17 protein-coding genes and 1 tRNA gene are annotated in these 19,759 nt (G+C 69.7%); 12 read left to right on the top strand and 6 right to left on the bottom strand.

Annotation, left to right across the window (positions count from 1 at the left end; all coding sequences use genetic code 11):
• Positions 1–204: 204 nt before the first annotated feature.
• From WH85_RS02545 to WH85_RS02530, 4 genes are all read left to right on the top strand, one after another.
• Positions 205–1,512: a M16 family metallopeptidase gene (locus WH85_RS02545; protein ID WP_045740015.1), complete on the top strand. Its 1,308-nt coding sequence runs from the start codon at positions 205–207 to the stop codon at positions 1,510–1,512.
• Entirely contained in the window at positions 1,509–2,840 is a 1,332-nt protein-coding gene (locus tag WH85_RS02540) for a M16 family metallopeptidase (RefSeq protein WP_045740014.1), read from the top strand. The genes WH85_RS02545 and WH85_RS02540 overlap by 4 nt, the downstream gene beginning before the upstream one ends.
• Positions 2,837–3,811, top strand: coding sequence for an NAD(+) diphosphatase (gene nudC, locus WH85_RS02535; protein WP_083448743.1), 975 nt, complete (start codon positions 2,837–2,839; stop codon positions 3,809–3,811). Before WH85_RS02540 ends, nudC begins: the two co-directional genes overlap by 4 nt.
• A 101-nt stretch (positions 3,812–3,912) precedes the next feature.
• A complete protein-coding gene (locus tag WH85_RS02530; RefSeq protein ID WP_045740013.1) occupies positions 3,913–4,794 on the top strand; it encodes a phytanoyl-CoA dioxygenase family protein in 882 nt (293 codons plus the stop codon).
• A gap of 61 nt (positions 4,795–4,855) precedes the next feature.
• On the opposite strand, the gene WH85_RS02525 is transcribed toward WH85_RS02530, so the two are convergent.
• Positions 4,856–5,098, bottom strand: a complete 243-nt coding sequence (locus WH85_RS02525; protein ID WP_045740012.1) for a mycoredoxin — start codon at positions 5,096–5,098, stop codon at positions 4,856–4,858.
• Between the two features lie 83 nt (positions 5,099–5,181).
• Between WH85_RS02525 and WH85_RS02520 the strand changes: the two genes are divergently transcribed.
• The 3 genes from WH85_RS02520 to WH85_RS02510 all read left to right on the top strand — a co-directional run bounded on the left by WH85_RS02520 (position 5,182) and on the right by WH85_RS02510 (position 8,250).
• Positions 5,182–7,323 (top strand): ATP-dependent DNA helicase UvrD2, encoded by a 2,142-nt coding sequence (locus WH85_RS02520; RefSeq protein WP_083448742.1) that lies wholly within the window; start codon positions 5,182–5,184, stop codon positions 7,321–7,323.
• A 130-nt stretch (positions 7,324–7,453) separates the two neighbouring features.
• A complete protein-coding gene (locus tag WH85_RS02515) occupies positions 7,454–7,744 on the top strand; it encodes a hypothetical protein (protein WP_245673791.1) in 291 nt (96 codons plus the stop codon).
• 143 nt (positions 7,745–7,887) lie between these two features.
• Positions 7,888–8,250: a WhiB family transcriptional regulator gene (locus WH85_RS02510; RefSeq protein ID WP_045740010.1), complete on the top strand. Its 363-nt coding sequence runs from the start codon at positions 7,888–7,890 to the stop codon at positions 8,248–8,250.
• Between the two features lie 389 nt (positions 8,251–8,639).
• On the opposite strand, the gene WH85_RS02505 is transcribed toward WH85_RS02510, so the two are convergent.
• From WH85_RS02505 to WH85_RS51480, 4 genes are all read right to left on the bottom strand, one after another.
• On the bottom strand, positions 8,640–9,323 hold the full coding sequence (locus WH85_RS02505; protein WP_045740009.1) for an alpha/beta fold hydrolase: 684 nt from the start codon (positions 9,321–9,323) through the stop codon (positions 8,640–8,642).
• A 4-nt stretch (positions 9,324–9,327) separates the two neighbouring features.
• The gene (locus tag WH85_RS02500; RefSeq protein WP_045740008.1) at positions 9,328–10,674 is read right to left on the bottom strand and encodes an ABC1 kinase family protein; all 1,347 of its coding nucleotides are present in this window, start codon (positions 10,672–10,674) and stop codon (positions 9,328–9,330) included.
• A gap of 39 nt (positions 10,675–10,713) precedes the next feature.
• The gene (locus WH85_RS02495) at positions 10,714–11,811 is read right to left on the bottom strand and encodes a thiamine biosynthesis protein ThiF (RefSeq protein ID WP_045740007.1); all 1,098 of its coding nucleotides are present in this window, start codon (positions 11,809–11,811) and stop codon (positions 10,714–10,716) included.
• A 197-nt stretch (positions 11,812–12,008) separates the two neighbouring features.
• Positions 12,009–12,170 carry a DUF5679 domain-containing protein gene (locus tag WH85_RS51480; RefSeq protein WP_169792401.1) on the bottom strand — a complete coding sequence of 54 codons (162 nt, stop codon included), beginning with the start codon at positions 12,168–12,170 and terminating at the stop codon, positions 12,009–12,011.
• A 474-nt stretch (positions 12,171–12,644) separates the two neighbouring features.
• On the opposite strand from WH85_RS51480, the gene WH85_RS02490 reads away from it, so the two are divergent.
• Positions 12,645–13,175, top strand: coding sequence for a M48 metallopeptidase family protein (locus WH85_RS02490; RefSeq protein ID WP_045740006.1), 531 nt, complete (start codon positions 12,645–12,647; stop codon positions 13,173–13,175).
• A gap of 99 nt (positions 13,176–13,274) precedes the next feature.
• Positions 13,275–13,871 (top strand): hypothetical protein, encoded by a 597-nt coding sequence (locus tag WH85_RS02485; RefSeq protein WP_045740005.1) that lies wholly within the window; start codon positions 13,275–13,277, stop codon positions 13,869–13,871.
• Positions 13,872–14,170: 299 nt separating this feature from the next.
• Here the strand turns inward: WH85_RS02485 and WH85_RS02480 are convergent, their stop codons facing one another.
• Positions 14,171–15,406: a zinc-dependent metalloprotease gene (locus WH85_RS02480; protein ID WP_045740004.1), complete on the bottom strand. Its 1,236-nt coding sequence runs from the start codon at positions 15,404–15,406 to the stop codon at positions 14,171–14,173.
• Between the two features lie 90 nt (positions 15,407–15,496).
• On the opposite strand from WH85_RS02480, the gene WH85_RS02475 reads away from it, so the two are divergent.
• From WH85_RS02475 to WH85_RS02465, 3 genes are all read left to right on the top strand, one after another.
• Positions 15,497–16,525 carry a YlbL family protein gene (locus tag WH85_RS02475; protein ID WP_045740003.1) on the top strand — a complete coding sequence of 343 codons (1,029 nt, stop codon included), beginning with the start codon at positions 15,497–15,499 and terminating at the stop codon, positions 16,523–16,525.
• A gap of 127 nt (positions 16,526–16,652) precedes the next feature.
• The gene (locus WH85_RS02470; protein WP_045740002.1) at positions 16,653–19,595 is read left to right on the top strand and encodes a UPF0182 family membrane protein; all 2,943 of its coding nucleotides are present in this window, start codon (positions 16,653–16,655) and stop codon (positions 19,593–19,595) included.
• Positions 19,596–19,666: 71 nt separating this feature from the next.
• Positions 19,667–19,740, top strand: a tRNA-Met gene (locus WH85_RS02465).
• Positions 19,741–19,759 lie beyond the last annotated feature (19 nt).

Here is a 19,759-nt window from a genome sequence, read left to right as displayed (position 1 = left end):
TCTTGGCATAACCTATCTGTTGGATGGGAATGATGGATCAGATGGGTTTGGTGCGTCAAGCCCGGGAGGTCGCGGTAAAAGCCACATATCAGGCTTAATGTGAGGGTGATTACCCTCATCGGGTGACGGGATGCTCTGCGTCATCGTGCGGATGGGGCAAGCTGACTGCCGGTCGGAGCCGCTGGAGCACGCTAGATTCGTACCGTGGCGCCCAATATCAAGATCCCCGCGACGAAATATCCGGTCGAGAGGTTCACTCTCGGCAACGGTCTGCGTGTGGTCCTCTCGCCGGACCGCAGCGCCCCGGTCGTCGGCGTGGCCGTCGTGTACGACGTCGGCATCCGCAGCGAACCGGAGGGGCGCACCGGCTTCGCGCACCTCTTCGAACACCTGATGTTCCAGGGGTCGGAGAACCTGGAGAAGCTCGCCCACTTCCGGCACGTGCAGGGCGCCGGCGGCAGCTTCAACGGCTCCACCCACCTGGACTACACCGACTACTTCGAGGTGCTGCCCTCCGGCGCCCTCGAACGGGCCCTCTTCCTCGAGGCCGACCGGATGCGCGGTCCCCGCCTCACCGAGGAGAACCTGCGCAACCAGGTCGACGTGGTCAAGGAGGAGATCCGGGTCAACGTGCTGAACCGGCCGTACGGCGGGTTCCCGTGGCTCAAGCTTCCGCCGGTCATGTTCGAGACCTTCCCCAACGCCCACGACGGCTACGGCTCGTTCACCGACCTGGAGAGCGCCACCGTCGAGGACGCGCAGAGCTTCTTCGACCGCTACTACGCCTGCGGCAACGCGGTGCTCTCGGTGGCCGGCGACTTCGACGTGGCCGAGGCGACCGCGATGATCGAACGGCACTTCAGCGACGTGCCGGCCCGGCCCGCCCCGGTGCTGCCCGACTTCGCCGAGCCCGACCTGACCGGTGAGCGGCGCGAGTCGTACACCGACCGGATCGCGCCGCTGCCCGCGATCGCCGGCGGCTGGCGGGTGCCGGACCCGATCGCCACCTTCGACGACTACCTGCCGTTCGTGGTGCTCGCCGAGGTGCTCACCGACGGCGACGCCTCCCGCCTGGTGGAGCGGCTGGTCCAGCGCGACCGGACGGCCACCAGCCTGGGCGGCTACATCGGCTTCATGGGCGACGAATACCAGGTCCGCAACCCGACCGCGCTGCTGCTGCAGGCGCACATGCCGCCCGGCGGCGACGCCGCCAAGGTGCTGCAGACCGTCGACGAGGAACTGGACCGGCTGGCCGCCGACGGCCTCAAACCCGGCGAACTGGCCCGCACCCAGGCCCGGATGGCGACCCGCGCGCTCAACGAGACCGACTCGGTGCTCGGCCGGGCACTGCCGATGGCCGTGCTGGAGCTGCAGCGCGGCCGGCCCGGCCTGCTGAACGACCTGCCGAAGCTGATCAGCGAGGTGCGCGACGAGCAGATCGTCGCCGCCGCGGCCACCCTGCGGCCCGAGCGCCGCGCCAGTGTCGAAGTGATCCCGGGAGCCTCCACGTGACCAAGACTCTGCCCGATCTCATCCCGGACGCCCCGCTCAACCTGCCGCCGGAGGCGGAGCGGACCCTGCCGAACGGCCTCACCGTCATCGCCATCCGGCGTTCCTCGGTGCCGCTGGTCGAGGTCCGCCTGCGTATTCCGTTCGGCCGGGCCCCACTGGCCCCGGCCACCCTGCTCTCCCAGGCGCTGTTCACCGGCACCAGCACGCTGAGCAGCATCGACATCGCCGCCGAGCTGCAGGCCGTCGGCGGTGGCCTGGCCGCGGGCCTCGACCCGGACCGGCTGCAGATCTCCGGCAACGCCCTGGCCGGCGGCCTGGACCGGACGCTGGAACTGCTCGCCGGCGTGCTCACCGACGCCACCTACCCGACCGAGGAGGTGGCCACCGAACGGGAGCGCCTGGTCGACCACATCCAGGTCGCGCTCAGCCAGCCGGCGCACCTGGCCCGGGTGGCGCTGCTCAAGAGGATGTTCGGCGACCACCCGTACGCGGTGCAGACCCCGGCGCCGGACGCGATCCGCCCCGTCGACTCCGGCGCGCTGCGCGACCTGCACGCGAGCCGGGTCCGCCCGGACGGCGCGGTGCTGGTACTGGTCGGCGACATCGACCCGGAACAGGCGATCCTCAGCGCCGAGAAGATCCTCGGCGGCTGGACCGGCGCCGCGGCAGACGGCCTGGTCCCGCCGGTGCCGGAGCTGAAGCCGGGCGCGCTGCTGCTGGTCGACCGTCCCGGTTCGGTGCAGTCGTCGATGCGCCTGGCGCTGCCGGCGCTGCCCCGGACACACCCGGACTACGCCGCGCTCAACCTGGCGAACATGGTCTTCGGCGGCTACTTCTCGTCGCGGTGGGTGGAGAACATCCGCGAGGACAAGGGGTACACGTACGGCCCGCACTCGGGGATCGAGCACTTCGTGGCCGGTTCGTCGCTGCTGGCCGCCGCCGAGGTGGCCACCGAGGTGACCGGGCCGGCGCTGCTCGAGACGCTCTACGAGCTGGGCCGCATCGCCAGCCTCGCGCCCGGCGAGGAGGAGCTCGAACAGGCCCGCCGGTACGCCCTCGGCACCCTGCGCCTGGGCATGTCGACCCAGGGCGGCCTGGCCGGGCTGGCGAGCATGTACGCCGGTTTCGGCCTGCGGCTGAACCACCTGCCGGAGTACTCCGCCGCGCTGGCCGCCGCGACACGCGAGGACGTGGCCGCCGCCGCGGCTGAGCACCTGGCCCCGTCCCGAGCCGTTACCGTGGTCCTCGGCGACGCCGACAAGATCGAGAGCCAGCTGGCCGCCCTGACCAGCGTGGAACGAGCAGCAGTGGAGCGCAGCACAGAGTGACCGATTCTGAACAGCCCGACCTGGGCGAGCAGCCCGGCACGCCGCCGCTGGCGCGGACCACCCTGGACCGCGCCGCGCACCGGCGCAAGGACGACGCCTGGCTGGCCGGGGCCTGGTCCCGCGGCCGGGTCCTCGTCGTCGACGTGGCGAAAGGCGGCCGGGCCCTGGTCGCCGACCGCCCGGACGGTGGGGTGGCACTCGTGCTGGTGCCGTCGTCCGAGGCACCGGAGGCCGAGCGCTGGTTCCTGGGGACCGACGCCGACGAGGCGGAGACCCCGCTGTGGATGGTGGACGCCGCGTTGCCGGAGATCGGCGACACGCGGGCGTCCACCCTGCGCGAGATCGGTCATCTCCTCGACGCCCGGGACGCCGGACTGTTCACCGCGGCCGCCGCGCTCGGCAACTGGCACGCCAGCCACCGCTTCTCGCCGCGCAGCGGCAAGCCGACGGTGGCGGTGGAGGCCGGCTGGGCGCGGTCGGACGACGAGGGCCAGTTGATGTGGCCGCGGACCGATCCGGCGATGATCGTGCTGGTGCACGACGGGGTGGCCGGTCCGGAGGGGCGCTGCCTGCTCGGGCACAACGCGGCCTGGCCGGCCGGCGCCGACGGCGTACGCCGGTTCTCCTGCCTGGCCGGGTACGTGGAGCCCGGCGAGTCGGCCGAGGCAGCCGTGATCCGCGAGGTCCGCGAGGAGGTCGGCATCCCGCTGCTCGCCCTGCGGTACGAGGGGAGCCAGTCCTGGCCGTACCCCGGCTCGCTGATGCTCGGGTTCCACGCCCAGGCCTCCCCGGCGGAGCCTCTGGTCCTCGACCCGGAGGAGATCGACGAGGCGCACTGGTTCACCCGGGACACGATCGCCAAGATGATCGCCGGGGGCTATGTGGACCCGGAGTCCGGTGTGCCGATGAGTCTTCCGATGCGGTCCTCCATCGCGTTCTACCTGGTCGACCGCTGGTTGAGCGGGAACTGATGAAGGTCGTGTGAGAAACCTAAGAAGAAAAAATCTCTCCTTAGGCAACCAAACCCCTGGGTCACCGCGTCTTGGCTATCAAAGACGAAGAGGGGGAACCGATGACCCAGGTGGAAGCACCGGCGTGGACGCCGATGTCCGCGGAAGAGCGGGAGGCGTTCGACCGCGATGGATACCTCATCGTGCCGTCGGTGCTGAGTGAGAGCGAGGTCGAGGTCGGTCGGGCCGCGATCCTGGGGTACTACGAGAAGGCGAAGGCCGAGGGCAAGCTCAACGCCTCCGGTGCCCTGCACCAGCTCTCCCCGATCACGCACGTCCCCGAGCTGGCCTTCCTGCTCGACCACCCGAAGTCGTTCCGGTACATCTGGTCGCTGCTCGGGTGGAACCTGCACGTGTACCACTCGCACATCGACGTGCACCCGCAGATCCACGAGAAGCAGAAGGACTGGTGGCACTGGCACCAGGACGGTGGCCGTCAGAACCGGGAGATCGAGACCGACCCGCGTCCGATGCTGTCGGTCAAGCTGGCCTACTGGTTCTCCGACGTGAGCGAGACCGGCCGGGGCAACTTCACCATCCTGCCGGGCAGCCACAAGAGCAACTGGCTGCCCGGACCGCCGAGCCGTGGCGTCCCGTGGCCGCAGCCCGAGGGTGCGATCCAGGTGACCGCGAACCCCGGCGACCTGGTGGTCTTCGACCGCCGCATCTGGCACGCCCGGTCGGACAACTACTCCGACATCACTCGTGTCGGCGCGTTCTTCGGTTACACCCCGCGGTGGATCCAGATCCGCGACGAGAACCAGGACCTGCCGAACCGCCCGGAGTGGGACACCCTGAACGACGTGCAGAAGCAGCTGCTCGGCGCGTTCGGCAACGGTGACGGTGACCACCAGTGGGGTCACTACCCGGAGACCGTGCCGCTGTACGGCGCGCTCAAGGAGCGCGGCCTGCTCGACTCGAGCATCCCGGCTCTGATTCCGTGATCTGATTTCGTGATCTGAGAAAGGAGGGCCGTCCCGGTCTCGGGACGGCCCTCCTTTCTCTTTACGCTGAGATCGCCGCGAGGTGCTGCTTCACCTGCACGATCGACGGGTTGGTCAGCGCCGACCCGTCATCGAACTTGAGAGTGGGGACCGTCTGGTTGCCCCCGTTGACACTGCGCACGAACGCGGCCGACTCCTCGTCCTGCTCGATGTCGACGACCTCGTAGGCGATGCCCTCCCGGTCGAGCTGCGACTTGAGGCGGTGGCAGTAACCACACCAGGACGTCGAGAACATGGTCAGCATCGGTCAGGGCTCCTTCGATACAGGTCACACGGTGGTGCGGCTGACAAGCACAACACCCCGCCCGGGTGTCATGATTCCCTACCGTGCGGACTGATGGGGTGCTGTCCGGGCTAGACCCGGAGCAACGGACGGCGGTGACGGCTCCCGCGGGCCCGGTCTGCATCCTCGCCGGCGCCGGGACCGGCAAGACCCGGGCGATCACCCACCGGATCGCCTACCGGACCCAGTCCGGCGAGATCAGCCCCCGGCACGTGCTGGCCGTGACGTTCACCGCGCGGGCCGCCGCCGAGATGCGGGCCCGGCTCACCTCGCTGGGCACCTCGGCCGTGCAGGCCCGCACCTTCCACGCGGCGGCCATGCGCCAGGTGCGCTACTTCGCGCCCCGGCTGCTGGAGGGCCGGCAGATGCCCGAGCTGGTGGAGAGCAAGGCCCGCCTGGTCGGCCTGGCCGCCGCCCGCGCCGGTGTCCGCGCCGACCGTGCCGTGGCCCGTGACCTGGCCGGCGAGATCGAGTGGGCGAAGTCGTCGCTGGTCGAGCCGGGGGAGTACGCGGTGGCGGCCGCCAAGGCGCTGCGGGAGCCGCCGCACGAGCCGGCCCGGGTGGCCGAGGTGTTCGCCGCCTACGAGTCGTTGAAGCGCCGCCAGGGCGTGATCGACTTCGAGGATCTGCTGCGCGCGGCGGTCTGGGGCATCGAGGAGCATCCGGACGTCGCCGACCAGATCCGCGCGCAGTACCGGCATTTCGTCGTCGACGAGTACCAGGACGTCAACCCGCTGCAGCAGCGTCTGCTGGACGCCTGGCTGGGCGACCGCGACGACCTGACGGTGGTCGGTGACGCCAGCCAGACGATCTATTCGTTCACCGGGGCGACCGCCGGCTATCTGATCGACTTCCCGCGGCAGCGCCGCAACGCGGTGGTGGTCCGGCTGGTCCGCGACTACCGCTCGACGCCGCAGGTGGTGGGCCTCGCCAACGCGGTGATCAAGCAGGCCCGGGGCACCGAGGCGAAGCTGCGCCTGGAACTGGTCGGTCAGCGCCGGCCCGGTCCGGAGCCGGAACTCAAGATCTTCCCGGACGAGCAGGGCGAGGCGGCCGCGGTGGCGCGGCGCTGCCGGGAGCTGATCGCGGGTGGCATGCCGGCGAACGAGATCGCGGTGCTCTTCCGGATCAACGCGCAGTCCGAGTCCTACGAGGAGGCGCTCGCCGAGGCCCAGGTGCCCTACGTGGTGCGCGGCGGCGAGCGGTTCTTCGAGCGTCCCGAGGTGCGGCAGGCGATGGTCGCCCTGCGTGCCGGGGTGCGGTCCATCCCGGGTGAGACTCCGCTGGTGGAGGCGGTGCTGGAGGGACTCGCGGCGACCGGCTGGCACCGGGACAAACCCCCGCCGGGAGGTGCGGCGCGCGAGCAGTGGGAGGCGCTCAACGCGCTGGTCACCCTCTCGCAGGAGTACGCGTCCGCGCCGGAGTTCCTGCCCATCGGTGAGGCCGGGAGCGTCCAGCGGCATGTGACGCTCGCCATGTTCAACGACGAGCTGGCCCGTCGCGCCGAGCAGCAGCACGCACCCACGGTCGCCGGTGTGACGCTCGCCTCACTGCACTCGGCGAAGGGGCTGGAGTGGGATGCGGTGTTCCTGGTCGGGCTCGCCGACGGGACGCTGCCGACGACGTACGCCAAGACGCCCGACCAGCTGGAGGAGGAACGCCGGCTGCTCTACGTCGGGGTGACCCGCGCCCGGCGGCAGCTCTGGCTCTCCTACGGTCAGTCCCGGTCCACGGGTGGCCGTCCCCGGCGCCCGTGCCGTTTCCTGCCGCAGCTGGACCGGTCCACGGCGGCCCCGGAGCGGACGGTCGTGGACCGGAGTCGGAAAACCGACCGTCGTCGTGTTCAGGTGGCTCTCTGCCGGATCTGCGGGGCCACCCTGCTGGCCGGTGCCGACCGCAAACTGGGCCGTTGCCCGACCTGCCCGTCGGACCTCGACGAGGACCTTCACGAGCGTCTGCAGGTGTGGCGTGCGGCCACCGCGGCGGAACTCAAAGTCCCTGCCTACGTGGTGTTCACCGATGCGACGTTGGTGGCCATGGCGGAGCGCCGCCCGGCGGAGCCGGCGCAGTTGCTGGCCATCGCCGGGATCGGCCCTCGCAAGCTCGGCCAGTACGGCGAGGCGGTCTTCGCTCTGGTGGCCGGTGCGAGCCCCGAAGAAGTCGCTCAGAAAAACTTCGAAAACTAGTCCGTTAATTCGTTTGCCCTCCCCTGGAGGGCAGGCATAGCCTCAGGACACACCTTGGCGAGCAGCAGTTCGCCGGGGTCGAATGTCCGTAGTAACGCTGAGTGCAGTGCATATGGAGGAGGTGACCCCGATGAGGCTCGTAATCAACGCCCCAATTGCTCCGTCGATGTCGCTGATCCCTGCCTGGACTCTGTCCGAGTCCGCCCTGCTGCCCGTCGCCGCCGCACCGCTGGCGCTGATGGCTGCTGAGCGGGTCGCGGCACCGCGGGCGCACCAGGCCCACGTCCAGGCCGAGCTGGGCGAAGCGGTTCTGATGCTCGACAGCAACAAGGGCACCACTGGGTTCGAGGGCAGCAATGTCTCCGTCAAGCGTCGCTACACGGATGGCAGCGGTGTCCCGCCTCGAGGAAGGCCGGTCTGACAAACAGACCTCCGGCTCACCTCGAGGCCGCGGAACCCCTAACCGGGATCCGCGGCCTTAATTTTTTGCCGGCTCACCAGCCGGTGCACCACCCGGACGACGATCCAGAAGATCGCTGAAGAAGAGAGAGGTGACCGGGCTTTATGAGTCTGGCGCTGGCCCCACTCGACGTGAGCGTCGAGGTCGAGGCAAACCTGCCCTGCCGCAAGTTCGACCCGGACCTGTGGTTCTCCGACTCCCCGGCCCAGCTGGAGCTGGCCAAGTCCCTCTGCGGCGACTGCCCGCTGCGGGTCGAGTGCCTGGCCGGTGCGGTCGAGCGGAACGAGCCCTGGGGTGTCTGGGGTGGCGAGATCTTCGAGCGCGGCGCCGTGGTCCCGCGCAAGCGGCCGCGTGGCCGTCCGCGTAAGGCGGACGTGGCTCGCGACGCGGAGCTCGCCGTCGAGGTCGAGGAGCGGCTCGCCGCTAACGGTCTCGAGTCCCGCAACTCGGTTCGCCTGGCGGCCTGAGATGACTACCCTCCCCACCCCCGTGATGGAAATCAGAAAGTCGAGCAGCGAAATGAACCCCACCGGAGCGAAGATGAGACTTCTCCAAGAGGCACTCTCGAGAGCCCGAATGCCTCGGCCTCAGCGTGACCGTGCACCTGAGGCTTACCGTTCCGCCCGGCAGATCGCGATCGAGTCCCGCCACCGCGCGGCCCGTGAGCTCAGTGTCTGACCCGGAGTACCGCTGAACCCGCTACCTGGGAGATGAAAAGGCCCGTCCGTGATCTCACGGGCGGGCCTTTCCCTTTTCACGGCTTCACAGCTTCACCGTGGCTGCGGGGTCGTCGGCTTTCACCGCGACCGCGACCGCGTATCATCGGCTATCGCCGTGAGTGCGGATCGTCGGCTTTTTACAGCGGTCGCAGGAAGTCGGCGACCGCTGCGGTGAACTCGGCGGGCTTGTTGACGTGGGCGCGATGCCCGCCGCCGATCGTGACGAACGTGCTGCCGGGGATCTCCGCGGCCATCCGTCGCAGGGTGTCCTGATCGAGGAAGCTCTCCGGTCCACCGGCGATCATCAGGGTCGGCACGGTGATCCGGCTCAGGTCGTCCCACCAGGACGGATCCGGGTTGTTGACGACGTCGAGCACGGCCTGCCGTGCCGCCCAGTCGTAGGGGATCGGACCTGTCGGCGGTGGCGGATCGAGCCGGTGCGGCACCGGTGGCGGCGGCTCCTCCAGGATCAGCGCGGTGAACCGGCCGGGATGGGCGAGTGCGGCCCGCCAGGCGACGACACCGCCCGCCGAGTGGCCGGCCAGAACCACGCGGTCAAGACCGAGGGCGTCCAGCACGGCGATCACGTCCTGCTGGGTGATCTTTATGCCGTACGCCGAAGCGCGGCTGCTCGCGCCGTAACCCCGCAGGTCGAGCGCGTACGACCGGAGCGGCAGCGCCGCGGCGACCGTCTCCCAGGAGGTGCCGTCGCTGGAACCGCCGTGCAGCCAGACGACCGGCCGGCCGTCCCCCGGACCGTCCACCGGGCCGTGCACCCGGTAGGCGATCCGCGCGCCGGGCACGTCGACGACATCGATCATCGCCTCAGGATACCGGCGCGAACCCGGGTAGCCATTTCTGCAGGATCTCGCGGTACGGCGCTTCGGCCTCGAGCTGGCAGAGCACCCCGATCGAACCCAGCGTCACCCGGTGGATCAGCAGGTAGGACGGCGGCAGGTTGAGTTTGCGGCTCAGTTGGAAAGCCGGCGAACGCGGGCTGCTGATCCGGGTCGCCTCGCCGCGCAGCCAGCCCCGGGTGAACCGGAAACTGTCCACCGCGACCGGTTCGATCATCGGGCGCAGGAACTTGAGGATGGCCTCCGCGTCGATGTCGTCGTCCCGCTTGATGAAGTTCTCCTCGCGCAGGCCCTCGGTCACCCCCGCCGCGTCGCCGTCGAGTGCCAGCCGGACCAGGCGGCCGATCGGCTCCGGGTGGCCGTCCGGGAGCCGGGCCACCGCCCCGAAGTCGATCACGCCGAGCCGGCCGTCGGGCAGGATCCGGAAGTTGCCGGGGTGCGGGTCGGCGTGCAGCAGCCCGGCCCGGGACGGCGCGGAGAAGTGCAGGATCGCCATCAGGCGGCCGGCCTCGTCGCGTTCCGCCACGGTGCCGTCGGTGATCACGGAGGCCAGCGGGGTGCCGTCCACCCATTCGGTGACCAGGATCTGCGGCGCGGAGGCGATCACCCGGGGCACGAAGATCTCCGGATCGTCCTGGTACGCCGTGGCGAAGGTCCGCTGGGTCTCCGCCTCCATCTCGTAGTCGAGCTCCTCGACCACACGTTCGCGCAACTCGGCGAGGAGCGGCTTCATGTCGATGCCCGGCTGGATGATCTTGAACATGCCGGCCAGCCGGCCGAGCTGCTTGAGGTCGGCGACCAGTGCCTCCCCGGCCCCCGGGTACTGCACCTTGACCGCGACCGGCAGCAGTTTGGGCTTGCCGCCCCGCCGGGCGGGCGGAAGTTTCCACACCGCCCGGTGCACCTGGCCGATGCTCGCGGCGGCGGCCGGGCTGTCGTCGAACTCGGCGAAGTTGTCCCGCCAGTCCGGCCCGAGCTGCTCGGCGAGCGCCTTGTGCACGTTCGCCACCGGCATCGGTGGAGCGGCTTCCTGCAGTTTGGTCAGCGCCTGGCGATAGGGCCCGGACATCTCCTCGGGCATCGCGGCCTCGAACACCGACAGCGCCTGCCCGAACTTCATCGCACCGCCCTTGAGCTGTCCGAGAACGCTGAACAGCTGCTCGGCGGTGCGTTGCTGGATGTCCGCGGAGATGACGTCGGAGGCGATCCCGACGGCACGCTTACCCAGGCCCAGCGCGGTGCGCCCGGCGAAGCCGAGCGGAAGCGCGGCAAGCCTGGCCGTCCGGGAGGCCGCGCGGCGCGGTATGTCCGTCACCAGATCATTGTGACCGACGGATGGCGGTTACTCCGCCCGTCACGAGGTGGTTTGGTGTTTATGCGGTGAAGGTCTGGTGAAGGTGGCCCGGTTGCGCCCGCAGGGACAGTCGGGATGTGGTGGCCAGGTCCTCCGGCGGATCCGCCCCGGCGCGCTGATCTCCACCGACGAACCCGTCGTCCCGGGTATGCCGCCGTCCAGGAAGGCGAGCGCCTCGGCGACCGCGTAGGCGGTGGCGGCCAGCAGGGTGGTGACCGTGCACGGTTCGGCGGTGTCCGCCGCGCACCCGCCGGGCCGGCCCGGATCCCGGTCCAGCCGGTGCAGGTCGAGACAGCGCAGGCAGGGCTCGCCGGTCACGGGGACGAACGGGCCGACGACCGCGGTGCCGTCCCGGATGCCGACGGCCAGATGCGGCTGCCGCCGGGCGGCGTGACCGGCGGCGATCAGGGCGGTCGGCTCGTCGTGGGCCAGCTGGACGACCAGGGTGGGCGGACGGCGTACCGTGCGGGTCTCGGTGACCGGCGAGGCCCGCAGGATCGCGGCGGTCACCGCGGTGCGCCGGGGACTGCCCGCGTCGGTGGCGAGCAGCGGGCCGCCGGTGATCTCACTCGGCCCGACCGCACCGGACAGATCCGGGTGTACGTGCCCCACGCCCGCCTCGGCCAGCGCGACCGCGATCGTGGCGCCGAGCCGGCCCCGCCCGCTGATCACCACCCGGGAGGCGCGGCGACGGCGCAGCACCCGGGCGGGCGAGGGGCCGGCCGGAGCGCGCTGCGCCGGACCGGCCGTCTCCAGGGCCATCGCGGCAGCCTCGCAGAGCAGCAGCTGGCGGGCACGGTCCGGCAGGGCGGCCGGCATCAGCGACCCGGCGGGGATCACCAGCCCGGCCGCCTGGAGTGTGCCGAGCAGCGTGAGCGCGTCGTCGACCGGCACGCCCTGTTCGGCGGCGCGGAGCAGGACGAGTCGTTCGGAGAGCCGGCCGTCGAGCAGATCGAGGACCAGAGCGGTGCGCGGGTCGGCGAGTTCGAGCACGATCGCGTGCGGCGGGCCGAGGCCGAGCTGCAGGTGGGTGGCGGTGCGCCAGACCCGGGCGAGGCCGGGGACAAGGGTCGGACGCGGCAGTGGTGTCCGGTTCATGGATGACAGGTTGTCATCGCCGCGTCGCGCAACGGGGTCGTTATCCACAGCCGCGGGGGCGCCCGACGCTGGGTTGTCCACAGCTTCGGGCTAGTTATCCACAGGCGGCCCGTTAACTCAACGTGCTGGATCCAGCACGGTTACGGCGTACCCGGTAAACGCACCGGGGAGGGCGACCGCCCTCCCCGGGCGGGAGATCACGCCTTGGCCTTGCCCAGGATGCGGTTCATGGTGGTGCCGCAGACCGGGCACTTGCCCTTGGCCATGTTCATGCCGGTCTTGGAGACTTCCACGTTGCCCTGGAAATCGCGCTTCTCCTTGCACTTCACGCAGTAGCCGTTGTACGTGGTGTCGGCCACGGTTCCTCCTACTTAGTCGTATCGTCGGCCGCCCGGCCCGGTGCCTCGTTCGCGGAGCGGGCGCGAACCTTGTCTGCGGCGCTGGGCCCCTGCGGCCACGCAGATGTGGCCACGCTGCCCTGGGGCGGACTCTTACCCAGGTCAGACGGGTTCCATGTCAACGCAGCGTCGGCGGTGTCACCGACGACGTGAGTGTGCCGGTACGAACTATCCTTTTCCGCCAGGTTTGCCGGGACACGCCGATTAATCCCATCATAAAGGCATAAAACGGACGAGTGGGTAGCTGATGGGCTGCGTCGGCGATGGTCTAGGTTGGCGGTTGTCTCGGATGTTGCGGCTGAGGAAAATTTTTTCGGGAATATGCGGTCGAAGTGCGCATATTCCCGACCGTCATCGGCCGTACTCTTGCGGTGACAGGGGTCCGGCGGATTAGCGTCTCAACGTGAACCCGAATCTGGGCCGCGCGAGCCGGTAATGGCCCGGACGCGCAAGCCTGTCGTCGAAGTGCGGCGCAGTCAGCGCCGCCGCCGGACGGTGTCCGCGTATCGCGACGGTGAGCGAGTCGTGGTCCTCATCCCGGATCGTTTCTCCCGGGCCGAGGAGATCGAATGGGTGGAGCGCATGCTCGCCCGTCTCGCCGCCCGCGAAGAACGCCTGCGGTGCACCGATGCCGAGCTCCTGGCCCGTGCCCGTCGCCTGACAGCCCGTTTCCTCGCCGATCACGCCGACCAGGTCGCGCCGGTCAGTGTGCGCTGGGTGACCAACCAGAACGGCCGCTGGGGTTCCTGCACCCCCGACGACGCGACCATCCGGATCTCACACCGGATCCAGGAGATGCCCGACTGGGTGATCGACTACGTGCTCCTGCACGAACTCGCGCACCTGGTCGTGCCCAGCCACAACGCGGAGTTCTGGGAACTCGTCAGCCGCTTCCCCAAAGCCGAACGGGCCCGGGGCTATCTGGAGGGCATCGCCGCCTCCCACAGTCTGGTGATGGCGGACTAGTGCCCGTTCGCAGGGCGGACCGGATTCTGTCCGGGGAGGGACGGCCTGGCCACACCTCGGTCCTGCCTCCCCGACGGCACAGGCGCTAGGCTGACGGGTGTGCTGCGGCGGGTGGTGATCGTCCTGTTGGTCCCGGTGCCGTGGAGTCCCCCCGGGGTGGACCTGCGGACCTGGCGCACCGCCCTGGCCGAGGACGTGGTCGACCTGCTCGCCCGGCTGGCCCAGGCCGAAGCCGCCATCGCGGCCACCGCCGCCGACCGTGACCTGGCCGAGGAGATCGCCTGGCCGGGCACCCGGATCTACGAACTCCCCGAACCGACCGTCCTTCCGGCGCTCAAGGCCGCCGCCGCGGACGGATTCGATCAGGCCGCGGTGATCGCCGCGGACGCGCCGGACGTGCCCGGCATGACCCTCGGCAAGCTGCTGAGCCCACTGGACACCAAGGCGGTCACGGTGTCACCGGGCGGGGCCTCCGGGGGCCTCTTCGGCGTCGCCACCAGCCTGCCCGCGCCGGACTGGCTGGTCGACCACGACCTGGACAGCGCCTCGGCGCAGATCCTCCGGCGCACGGCGCCCCGGCCCGGAGACGTCACGACCACGCCGCCGTGGCGGCGCCTGCGCGGCCCGGCCGACCTGGCAACGCTCGACGTGGCCCTCGAGGGCTGGGAGAACACCCGCACGCTCCTGGGCGGCTGACCAGCCTGCCACCCGCCTGCGCCGACCGAGCGGGCCTCGGCCGGAGCGCTGTCAGCCGACGTGAGTCAACGGTTCGCCCCGGCTGTCCGGAGCGTTACCGGACGGTGGCGCCTGCGTGCTGGCCGACGATGGCACCTGTGGTGTGCGACGGTGCGGCACGGTGACGCGGGGCGTGTGGAGCGGTCGGCGTGGCGTACGAAATCTGGCTGGTTCGGCGGTGTGGGAAAGCAATCACTGTGGGAAAAGCAAATCGCCGTGGAGGACGGACGCGCCCTCCACGGCGACTGACGTTTCCGGGATCAGTCCTCCTTCGGGCCGTCCTCGAGGCCCTCCAGCTCACTGATGTCCCAGTCGGTGCGGCCCCGGGCGAACGCCGCCGGATCGGCGAAGTCCTCGTCGGTGGGCAGCAGGTCGGGGTGGTCCCAGAGGGCGTCCCGGCCCGCGGTGCCTCGCTGCTCGGCCACCGCCGTCCACAACGCTCCGGCCTCGCGCAGGCGGCGCGGACGGAGTTCCAGACCGACCAGGGCGGCGAAGGTCTGCTCGGCCGGACCACCGGCGCCCCGGCGGCGGCGGAACGCCTCGCCGAGTGCGGACCGCGACGGCAGACGGTCGCCGGCGGCGCTGTCCACCACCTGGCCGACCCAGCCCTCGACCAGCGCGAGCGCGGTCTCCAACCGGGCCAGGCCGGCCTTCTGCTGCGGGGTGTCCTCCGGCGTGAAGATGCCCTCGAGCGCCATCGCCTGCATCGATTCGGGGTCGCTCGGGTCGACCCGGCTCATCGCCTCCTCGATCGCCTCGCGGTTGACGGTGATGCCGTTGGCATACGTCTCGACGGCGGTCAGCACGTGCGAGCGCAGCCACGGCACGTGACCGAAGAGCCGCTGGTGGGCCGCCTCGCGGAGAGCCACGTACAGCCGGACCTCGTCCTCGGGGAGTTCGAGACCCTCGCCGTACTTCTTGATGTTGGCCGGGACGAGTGCGGCGGTGCCGGCCGGTCCGAGCGGCAGGCCGATGTCGCCGGCCGAGAGCACCTCGGCGGCGAGCTGGCCGAAGGCCTGGCCGAGCTGACCGCCGAAGAGCGCGCCACCCAGGGTGGCCACCATCGACTGCATCGGGCCGAGCTGGGCGCGGGCCTCCTCGGGGACGAGGTCGCCCATCGCGCCCACCATGCGGCCGGCGATCGGCTCGCACAGTTTCTTCCACACGTCGAGGGTGTTGTAGATCCACTCGTTGCGGTTCCAGGCGACGGCCTTCTGTATGCCGCTGGGCAGGGCGGTCACCGGGTCGAGCCAGAGGTCGGCGAGCCGCAGAGCCTCCTCGACCTGATGGCGTTCCAGGATGTTCACGGCGGGGTCGCCGGTCGCCGAGAGCTGGCTGGCCGCGACCTGACGGGCCAGGTCCCAGTTCACGGGGCCGCTCCCGGGCGCGGCGAACATCTGCTGCAGCTGCGCCATGAACTGCTGCATCTGCTGCGGGTCGGAGGGGTCGGGCGGCTGAGCGCCCGGCAGGGAGAAGCCGAACGGGATATCAGGCACGTCCCCAACGGTACGCGGGAAAACAAGGAAGCGGACCGAGGGAGGTATCAGCTCAGAGAGAACTCAGGGTGAGTTGGTACGGTCACGCGCATGAGACGTCGCGGTGTCACCGTCATCCTCGGCGCCCTGATCACCGCTCTGCTGGCAGCCGGTGTCATGGTCGCACCCCTGCCCTACGTGGTGCTCAAGCCGGGGCCGACGGTCGACACGCTCGGTTCCGCCGACGGCACCGAGGTCATCCAGGTGGAGAAGGGTGAGACCTCGAAGTCGGCCGGTCAGTTGCGCCTGACCACGGTGAACGTGCAGTCGCAGGTGGAGTTGGTGTGGGCGATCCGCGGCTGGCTCAGCGGCGAGCAGGCGGTCGTCCCGCGTGAGCTGATCTACCCGCCGGACCAGAGCGAGAAGCAGGTCCAGGAGCAGAACGCCCAGGAGTGGAAGCAGTCGCAGAGCAGCGCCGAGAAGGTCGCTCTGCAGAAGCTGGGCCATCCCCTGCAGACCTTCGTGTCGAAGGTCACCGACGGGGGTGCGGCGGACGGGCTGCTCAAGGCGGGTGACCGGCTGACCAGCGTCGACGGGACGACGATCACCAAGTCCAGCCAGGTCACCGAGCTGGTCCGGGCCAAGCCCGCGGGCAGCAGGCTGACCTTCGGCTACGAGCGGGACGGCACGGCCGGCAGCGTGGGGATCACCACGAGGACGGTGGACGGCGACGACACCCCGCGGATCGGGATCGAGATCACCGCCGAACCGGAGGACCCGTTCGGCATCGAGATCGATCTCGACAAGATCGGTGGACCGAGCGCGGGTCTCATGTTCACCCTGGGCATCATCGACAAACTCACGCCGGAGGACCTGACCGGCGGCAAGATCATCGCGGGTACGGGAACGATCAGCGACAGTGGTGAGGTCGGCCCGATCGGGGGTATCCCGCAGAAGCTCGTCGGCGCCAAGGACGCCGGGGCCCAGCTCTTCCTGGTCCCCAAGGACAACTGTGCCGAAGCGCTGCGCAACGCGGTGCCCGGTCTGCCGATGGCCGAGGTGGCCACGGTGGACGACGCCCTCACCGCACTCAAGACATTCACCACCGGCGGCACGCCCAAGGCCTGCGCGGCCTCGTGACGCCTCACCGGTCGTAACGAGACCGTTCTGCCGCGTATCGAAGCTGGATGCGACATCGTAAGGTGAATCACCGGCCAGACGAAGTGTGGAGCCAACGTTGGTCATGCGTAACAGTCCTCTACCGAGGATGAGCCGGCGCGGTCGCGTCACCGTCGGCGTCCTGGTCGGGGTCTTCCTCCTTTTCACGCTGCTCGGATGGGGCATCGACGCGTACACCGACTATCTGTGGTTCTCCGAGGTCGCCTTCACGAAGGTCTTCTCCGGGGTTCTGCTGACCAAGGTGCTCCTCTTCCTGGTGATCGGCGCCGCGATGGGCCTCATCGTCGCGGCCAACCTCTATCTCGCCTACCGGATGCGGCCGCTGCTGCGCCCGCACTCCCCCGAGCAGGCCACCCTCGAGCGTTACCGGATGATCCTGGCGCCCCGCCTGGGCACCTGGATCACCGTGGTCAGCCTGGTCATCGCCTTCTTCGCCGGCCTGTCCGCACAGGTTCGGTGGTCCGACTGGATGCTGTTCCGCAACGGCGGCTCGTTCGGAGTCGAGGATCCGCAGTTCAAGGTGGATATCTCGTTCTACATCTTCGAGTACCCGCTCTGGCGTTACCTGCTCGGCGTCGGCTTCACCGCCGTCGTCCTGTCGGTGCTCGGCTCCCTCGCCGTGCACTACATCTTCGGCGGGGTACGCCTGCAGGGCATCGGTGACCGGATGACCACCGCGGCCCGCGCGCACCTGACCACTCTGGTCGCCGTGTTCGTCCTGCTCAAAGCGGTGGCGTACATGCTCGACCAGCGCGCGCTGCTGCTCGAGCAGCACGTCTCCCCGGGGCTGTACGGCGCGGGTTACACCGACGTCAACGCGCTGCTCCCGGCCAAGGAGATCCTGGCGTACATCTCGGTGCTGGTGGCGATCGCGATCATCGTGTTCTCCAACGCGGTGATGCGTAACCTGGTCTGGCCCGGCGTCTCGCTGGCACTGCTGGCGATCTCCGCGGTGGCGATCGGCGGCATCTACCCGCTGGCCGTGCAGAACTTCCAGGTCAAGCCGAGCCTGTCGGACAAGGAACGGCCCTACATCGAACGGTCCATCGAAGCCACCCGGGAGGCGTTCGGGCTGGGGGAGACCGAGATCAGCCAGTACTCGGCGAAGAGTGGCATCCCGCCGGCGACCCTGACCCAGGACACCAGCGCGCAGAACGTCCGGCTGATCGACCCGCAGCTCGTGTCGGAGGGCTTCACCCAGTCGCAGCAGTCCCGCGGCTTCTACGACTTCGGCGAGAAACTGGACGTCGACCGCTACACGATCGACGGCAAGACCCAGGACTACGTGGTCGGCGCCCGGGAGATCAACGACGAGAAGCTGACCGCCCAGCAGCGCAACTGGCTCAACCGGCACACCGTCTACACCCACGGCTACGGCCTGGTGGCGGCGCCGGCCAACCAGAAGTGCGAGACCGGTCTGCCGATCTTCGCCTCCGGCCTGATCGGTGACAGCGAGCGCAGCTGTGTCACCCCCACCACCGCACTCGAGGCCGAGCAGCCGCGGATCTACTACGGCGAGCAGTCCACCGAGTACGCGATCGTCGGCCAGGGCTCCGGCGGCCAGCCCGTCGAGTTCGACCGGCCGCAGGAGGCGAACAAGGACGCGTCGGTCCTCTACACGTACGACGGCAAGGGCGGCGTCGAGATCGGCTCGTTCTTCCGCCGGCTGGTCTTCGCGATCAAGAACACCGAGAGCAACTTCCTGCTCTCCGACCGGGTCAACGAGAACAGTCGCCTGATGTACACGCGGGAGCCCCGCGAGCGGGTGGAGAAGGTCGCACCGTTCCTCACCGTCGACGGCGACCCGTACCCGAGCGTCGTCGACGGCCGGATCGTCTGGATCCTCGACGGCTACACGACCGCGCAGACCTACCCGTACGCGCAGAAGATCAACCTGGCCACCGAGACCCGCGACGAGCTGACCGGCCAGGGATCGTTCGCCCTGGCCCGCGACGACGTCAACTACATGCGCAACTCGGTGAAGGCGACCGTCGACGCGTACGACGGCACGGTCACCCTCTACGAGTTCGACGACCAGGACCCGGTCCTCAAGGCGTGGAACAAGGCGTTCGGCGGCGATCTGATCGTCCCGAAGGAGAAGACCCCGCCCAGCCTGTCCGCGCACTTCCGGTACCCGTCCGACCTGTTCAAGGTCCAGCGGAACCTGCTCACCAAGTTCCACGTCACCGACCCGGGCACGTTCTTCTCCGGTGACGACTTCTGGCAGGTGCCGAACGCCCCCGACTCGCCGCAGAGCGGGGTCAAGCAGCCGCCGTACTACCTGAACGTGAAACTCCCCGAGCAGGACGAGAACCGCTTCCAGCTCACCGCCGGCGTCACACCGGCGAACCGGGAGAACATGGCCGCCCTGATCTCCGCGTCGTACATCGACGGCCAGCCCAAGCTGGAGATACTGGAACTCCCGGACGACACGGCGGTGCCCGGCCCGGTCCAGGTGCACCAGCGGATGGTCAACAACTACAACATCTCGCAGCAGCTGGCCCTGCTCAGCCGCGGCGGCCAGGCGACGGTCCTCTACGGCAACCTCATCTCGTTGCCACTGGCCGACGACATCCTCTACGTCGAACCGGTCTACGTCCGGAGCAGCCAGGCCAACGCCGCACCGCTGCTCCAGAAGGTCCTGATGTCCTACGGCGACGGCGGCCAGTACGTCGTCCTCGAGGACAACATCACCGAGGCGCTCGAAGCCCTGGTCGATCTCGGCAAGGCCGCACCGCCCACCTCGGGCAACACCGGCACCACGCCGACGACACCGACCACGCCGACCACACCCCCGGACCAGGTCAGCACCCAGCTGTCCCAAGCCGCGGCCGACGTCGACAAGGCCATCGAAGACCTCCGGGCCGCCCAGCAGGCCGGTGACTTCGTGAAGCAGGGCGAGGCGCTCAAGGCCCTCGACGAGGCCATGACCCGCTTCCAGAACGCCCAGAACACCCAGGCACCCGCTAGCGGCAACCCGGCGCCGTCCGCCTCGGCCGCCGTCAGCCCAGCCGCCTCACCAGGCAGCTGACCTGCAGTAACGCACACATCGGGGGCCGCTTTGCGGCCCCCGATGTGCTTGCGCTAGTCTTTACCTACCGACGCGGGGTGGAGCAGCTCGGTAGCTCGCTGGGCTCATAACCCAGAGGTCGCAGGTTCAAATCCTGTCCCCGCTACGAGTGGGTGAGGGGCTTG

The organism is Actinoplanes rectilineatus, from assembly GCF_000962825.1.
Taxonomy (GTDB): domain Bacteria; phylum Actinomycetota; class Actinomycetes; order Mycobacteriales; family Micromonosporaceae; genus Actinoplanes; species Actinoplanes rectilineatus.
Note: the sequence above shows the minus strand (reverse complement) of the source record. Positions and strands in the feature narration are given on the sequence as shown.

What these genes read in the sequence shown, in the direction of transcription:
- WH85_RS02490 (WP_045740006.1), top strand. Translation starts at nt 12,645, where the DNA reads ATGGCCCGGACGCGCAAGCCTGTCGTCGAAGTGCGGCGCAGTCAGCGC.
- WH85_RS02510 (WP_045740010.1), top strand. Translation starts at nt 7,888, where the DNA reads ATGAGTCTGGCGCTGGCCCCACTCGACGTGAGCGTCGAGGTCGAGGCA.
- WH85_RS02505 (WP_045740009.1), bottom strand. Translation starts at nt 9,323, where the DNA reads ATGATCGATGTCGTCGACGTGCCCGGCGCGCGGATCGCCTACCGGGTG.
- WH85_RS02525 (WP_045740012.1), bottom strand. Translation starts at nt 5,098, where the DNA reads ATGCTGACCATGTTCTCGACGTCCTGGTGTGGTTACTGCCACCGCCTC.
- WH85_RS02495 (WP_045740007.1), bottom strand. Translation starts at nt 11,811, where the DNA reads ATGAACCGGACACCACTGCCGCGTCCGACCCTTGTCCCCGGCCTCGCC.
- WH85_RS02475 (WP_045740003.1), top strand. Translation starts at nt 15,497, where the DNA reads ATGAGACGTCGCGGTGTCACCGTCATCCTCGGCGCCCTGATCACCGCT.
- WH85_RS02530 (WP_045740013.1), top strand. Translation starts at nt 3,913, where the DNA reads ATGACCCAGGTGGAAGCACCGGCGTGGACGCCGATGTCCGCGGAAGAG.
- WH85_RS02515 (WP_245673791.1), top strand. Translation starts at nt 7,454, where the DNA reads ATGAGGCTCGTAATCAACGCCCCAATTGCTCCGTCGATGTCGCTGATC.
- WH85_RS02470 (WP_045740002.1), top strand. Translation starts at nt 16,653, where the DNA reads ATGAGCCGGCGCGGTCGCGTCACCGTCGGCGTCCTGGTCGGGGTCTTC.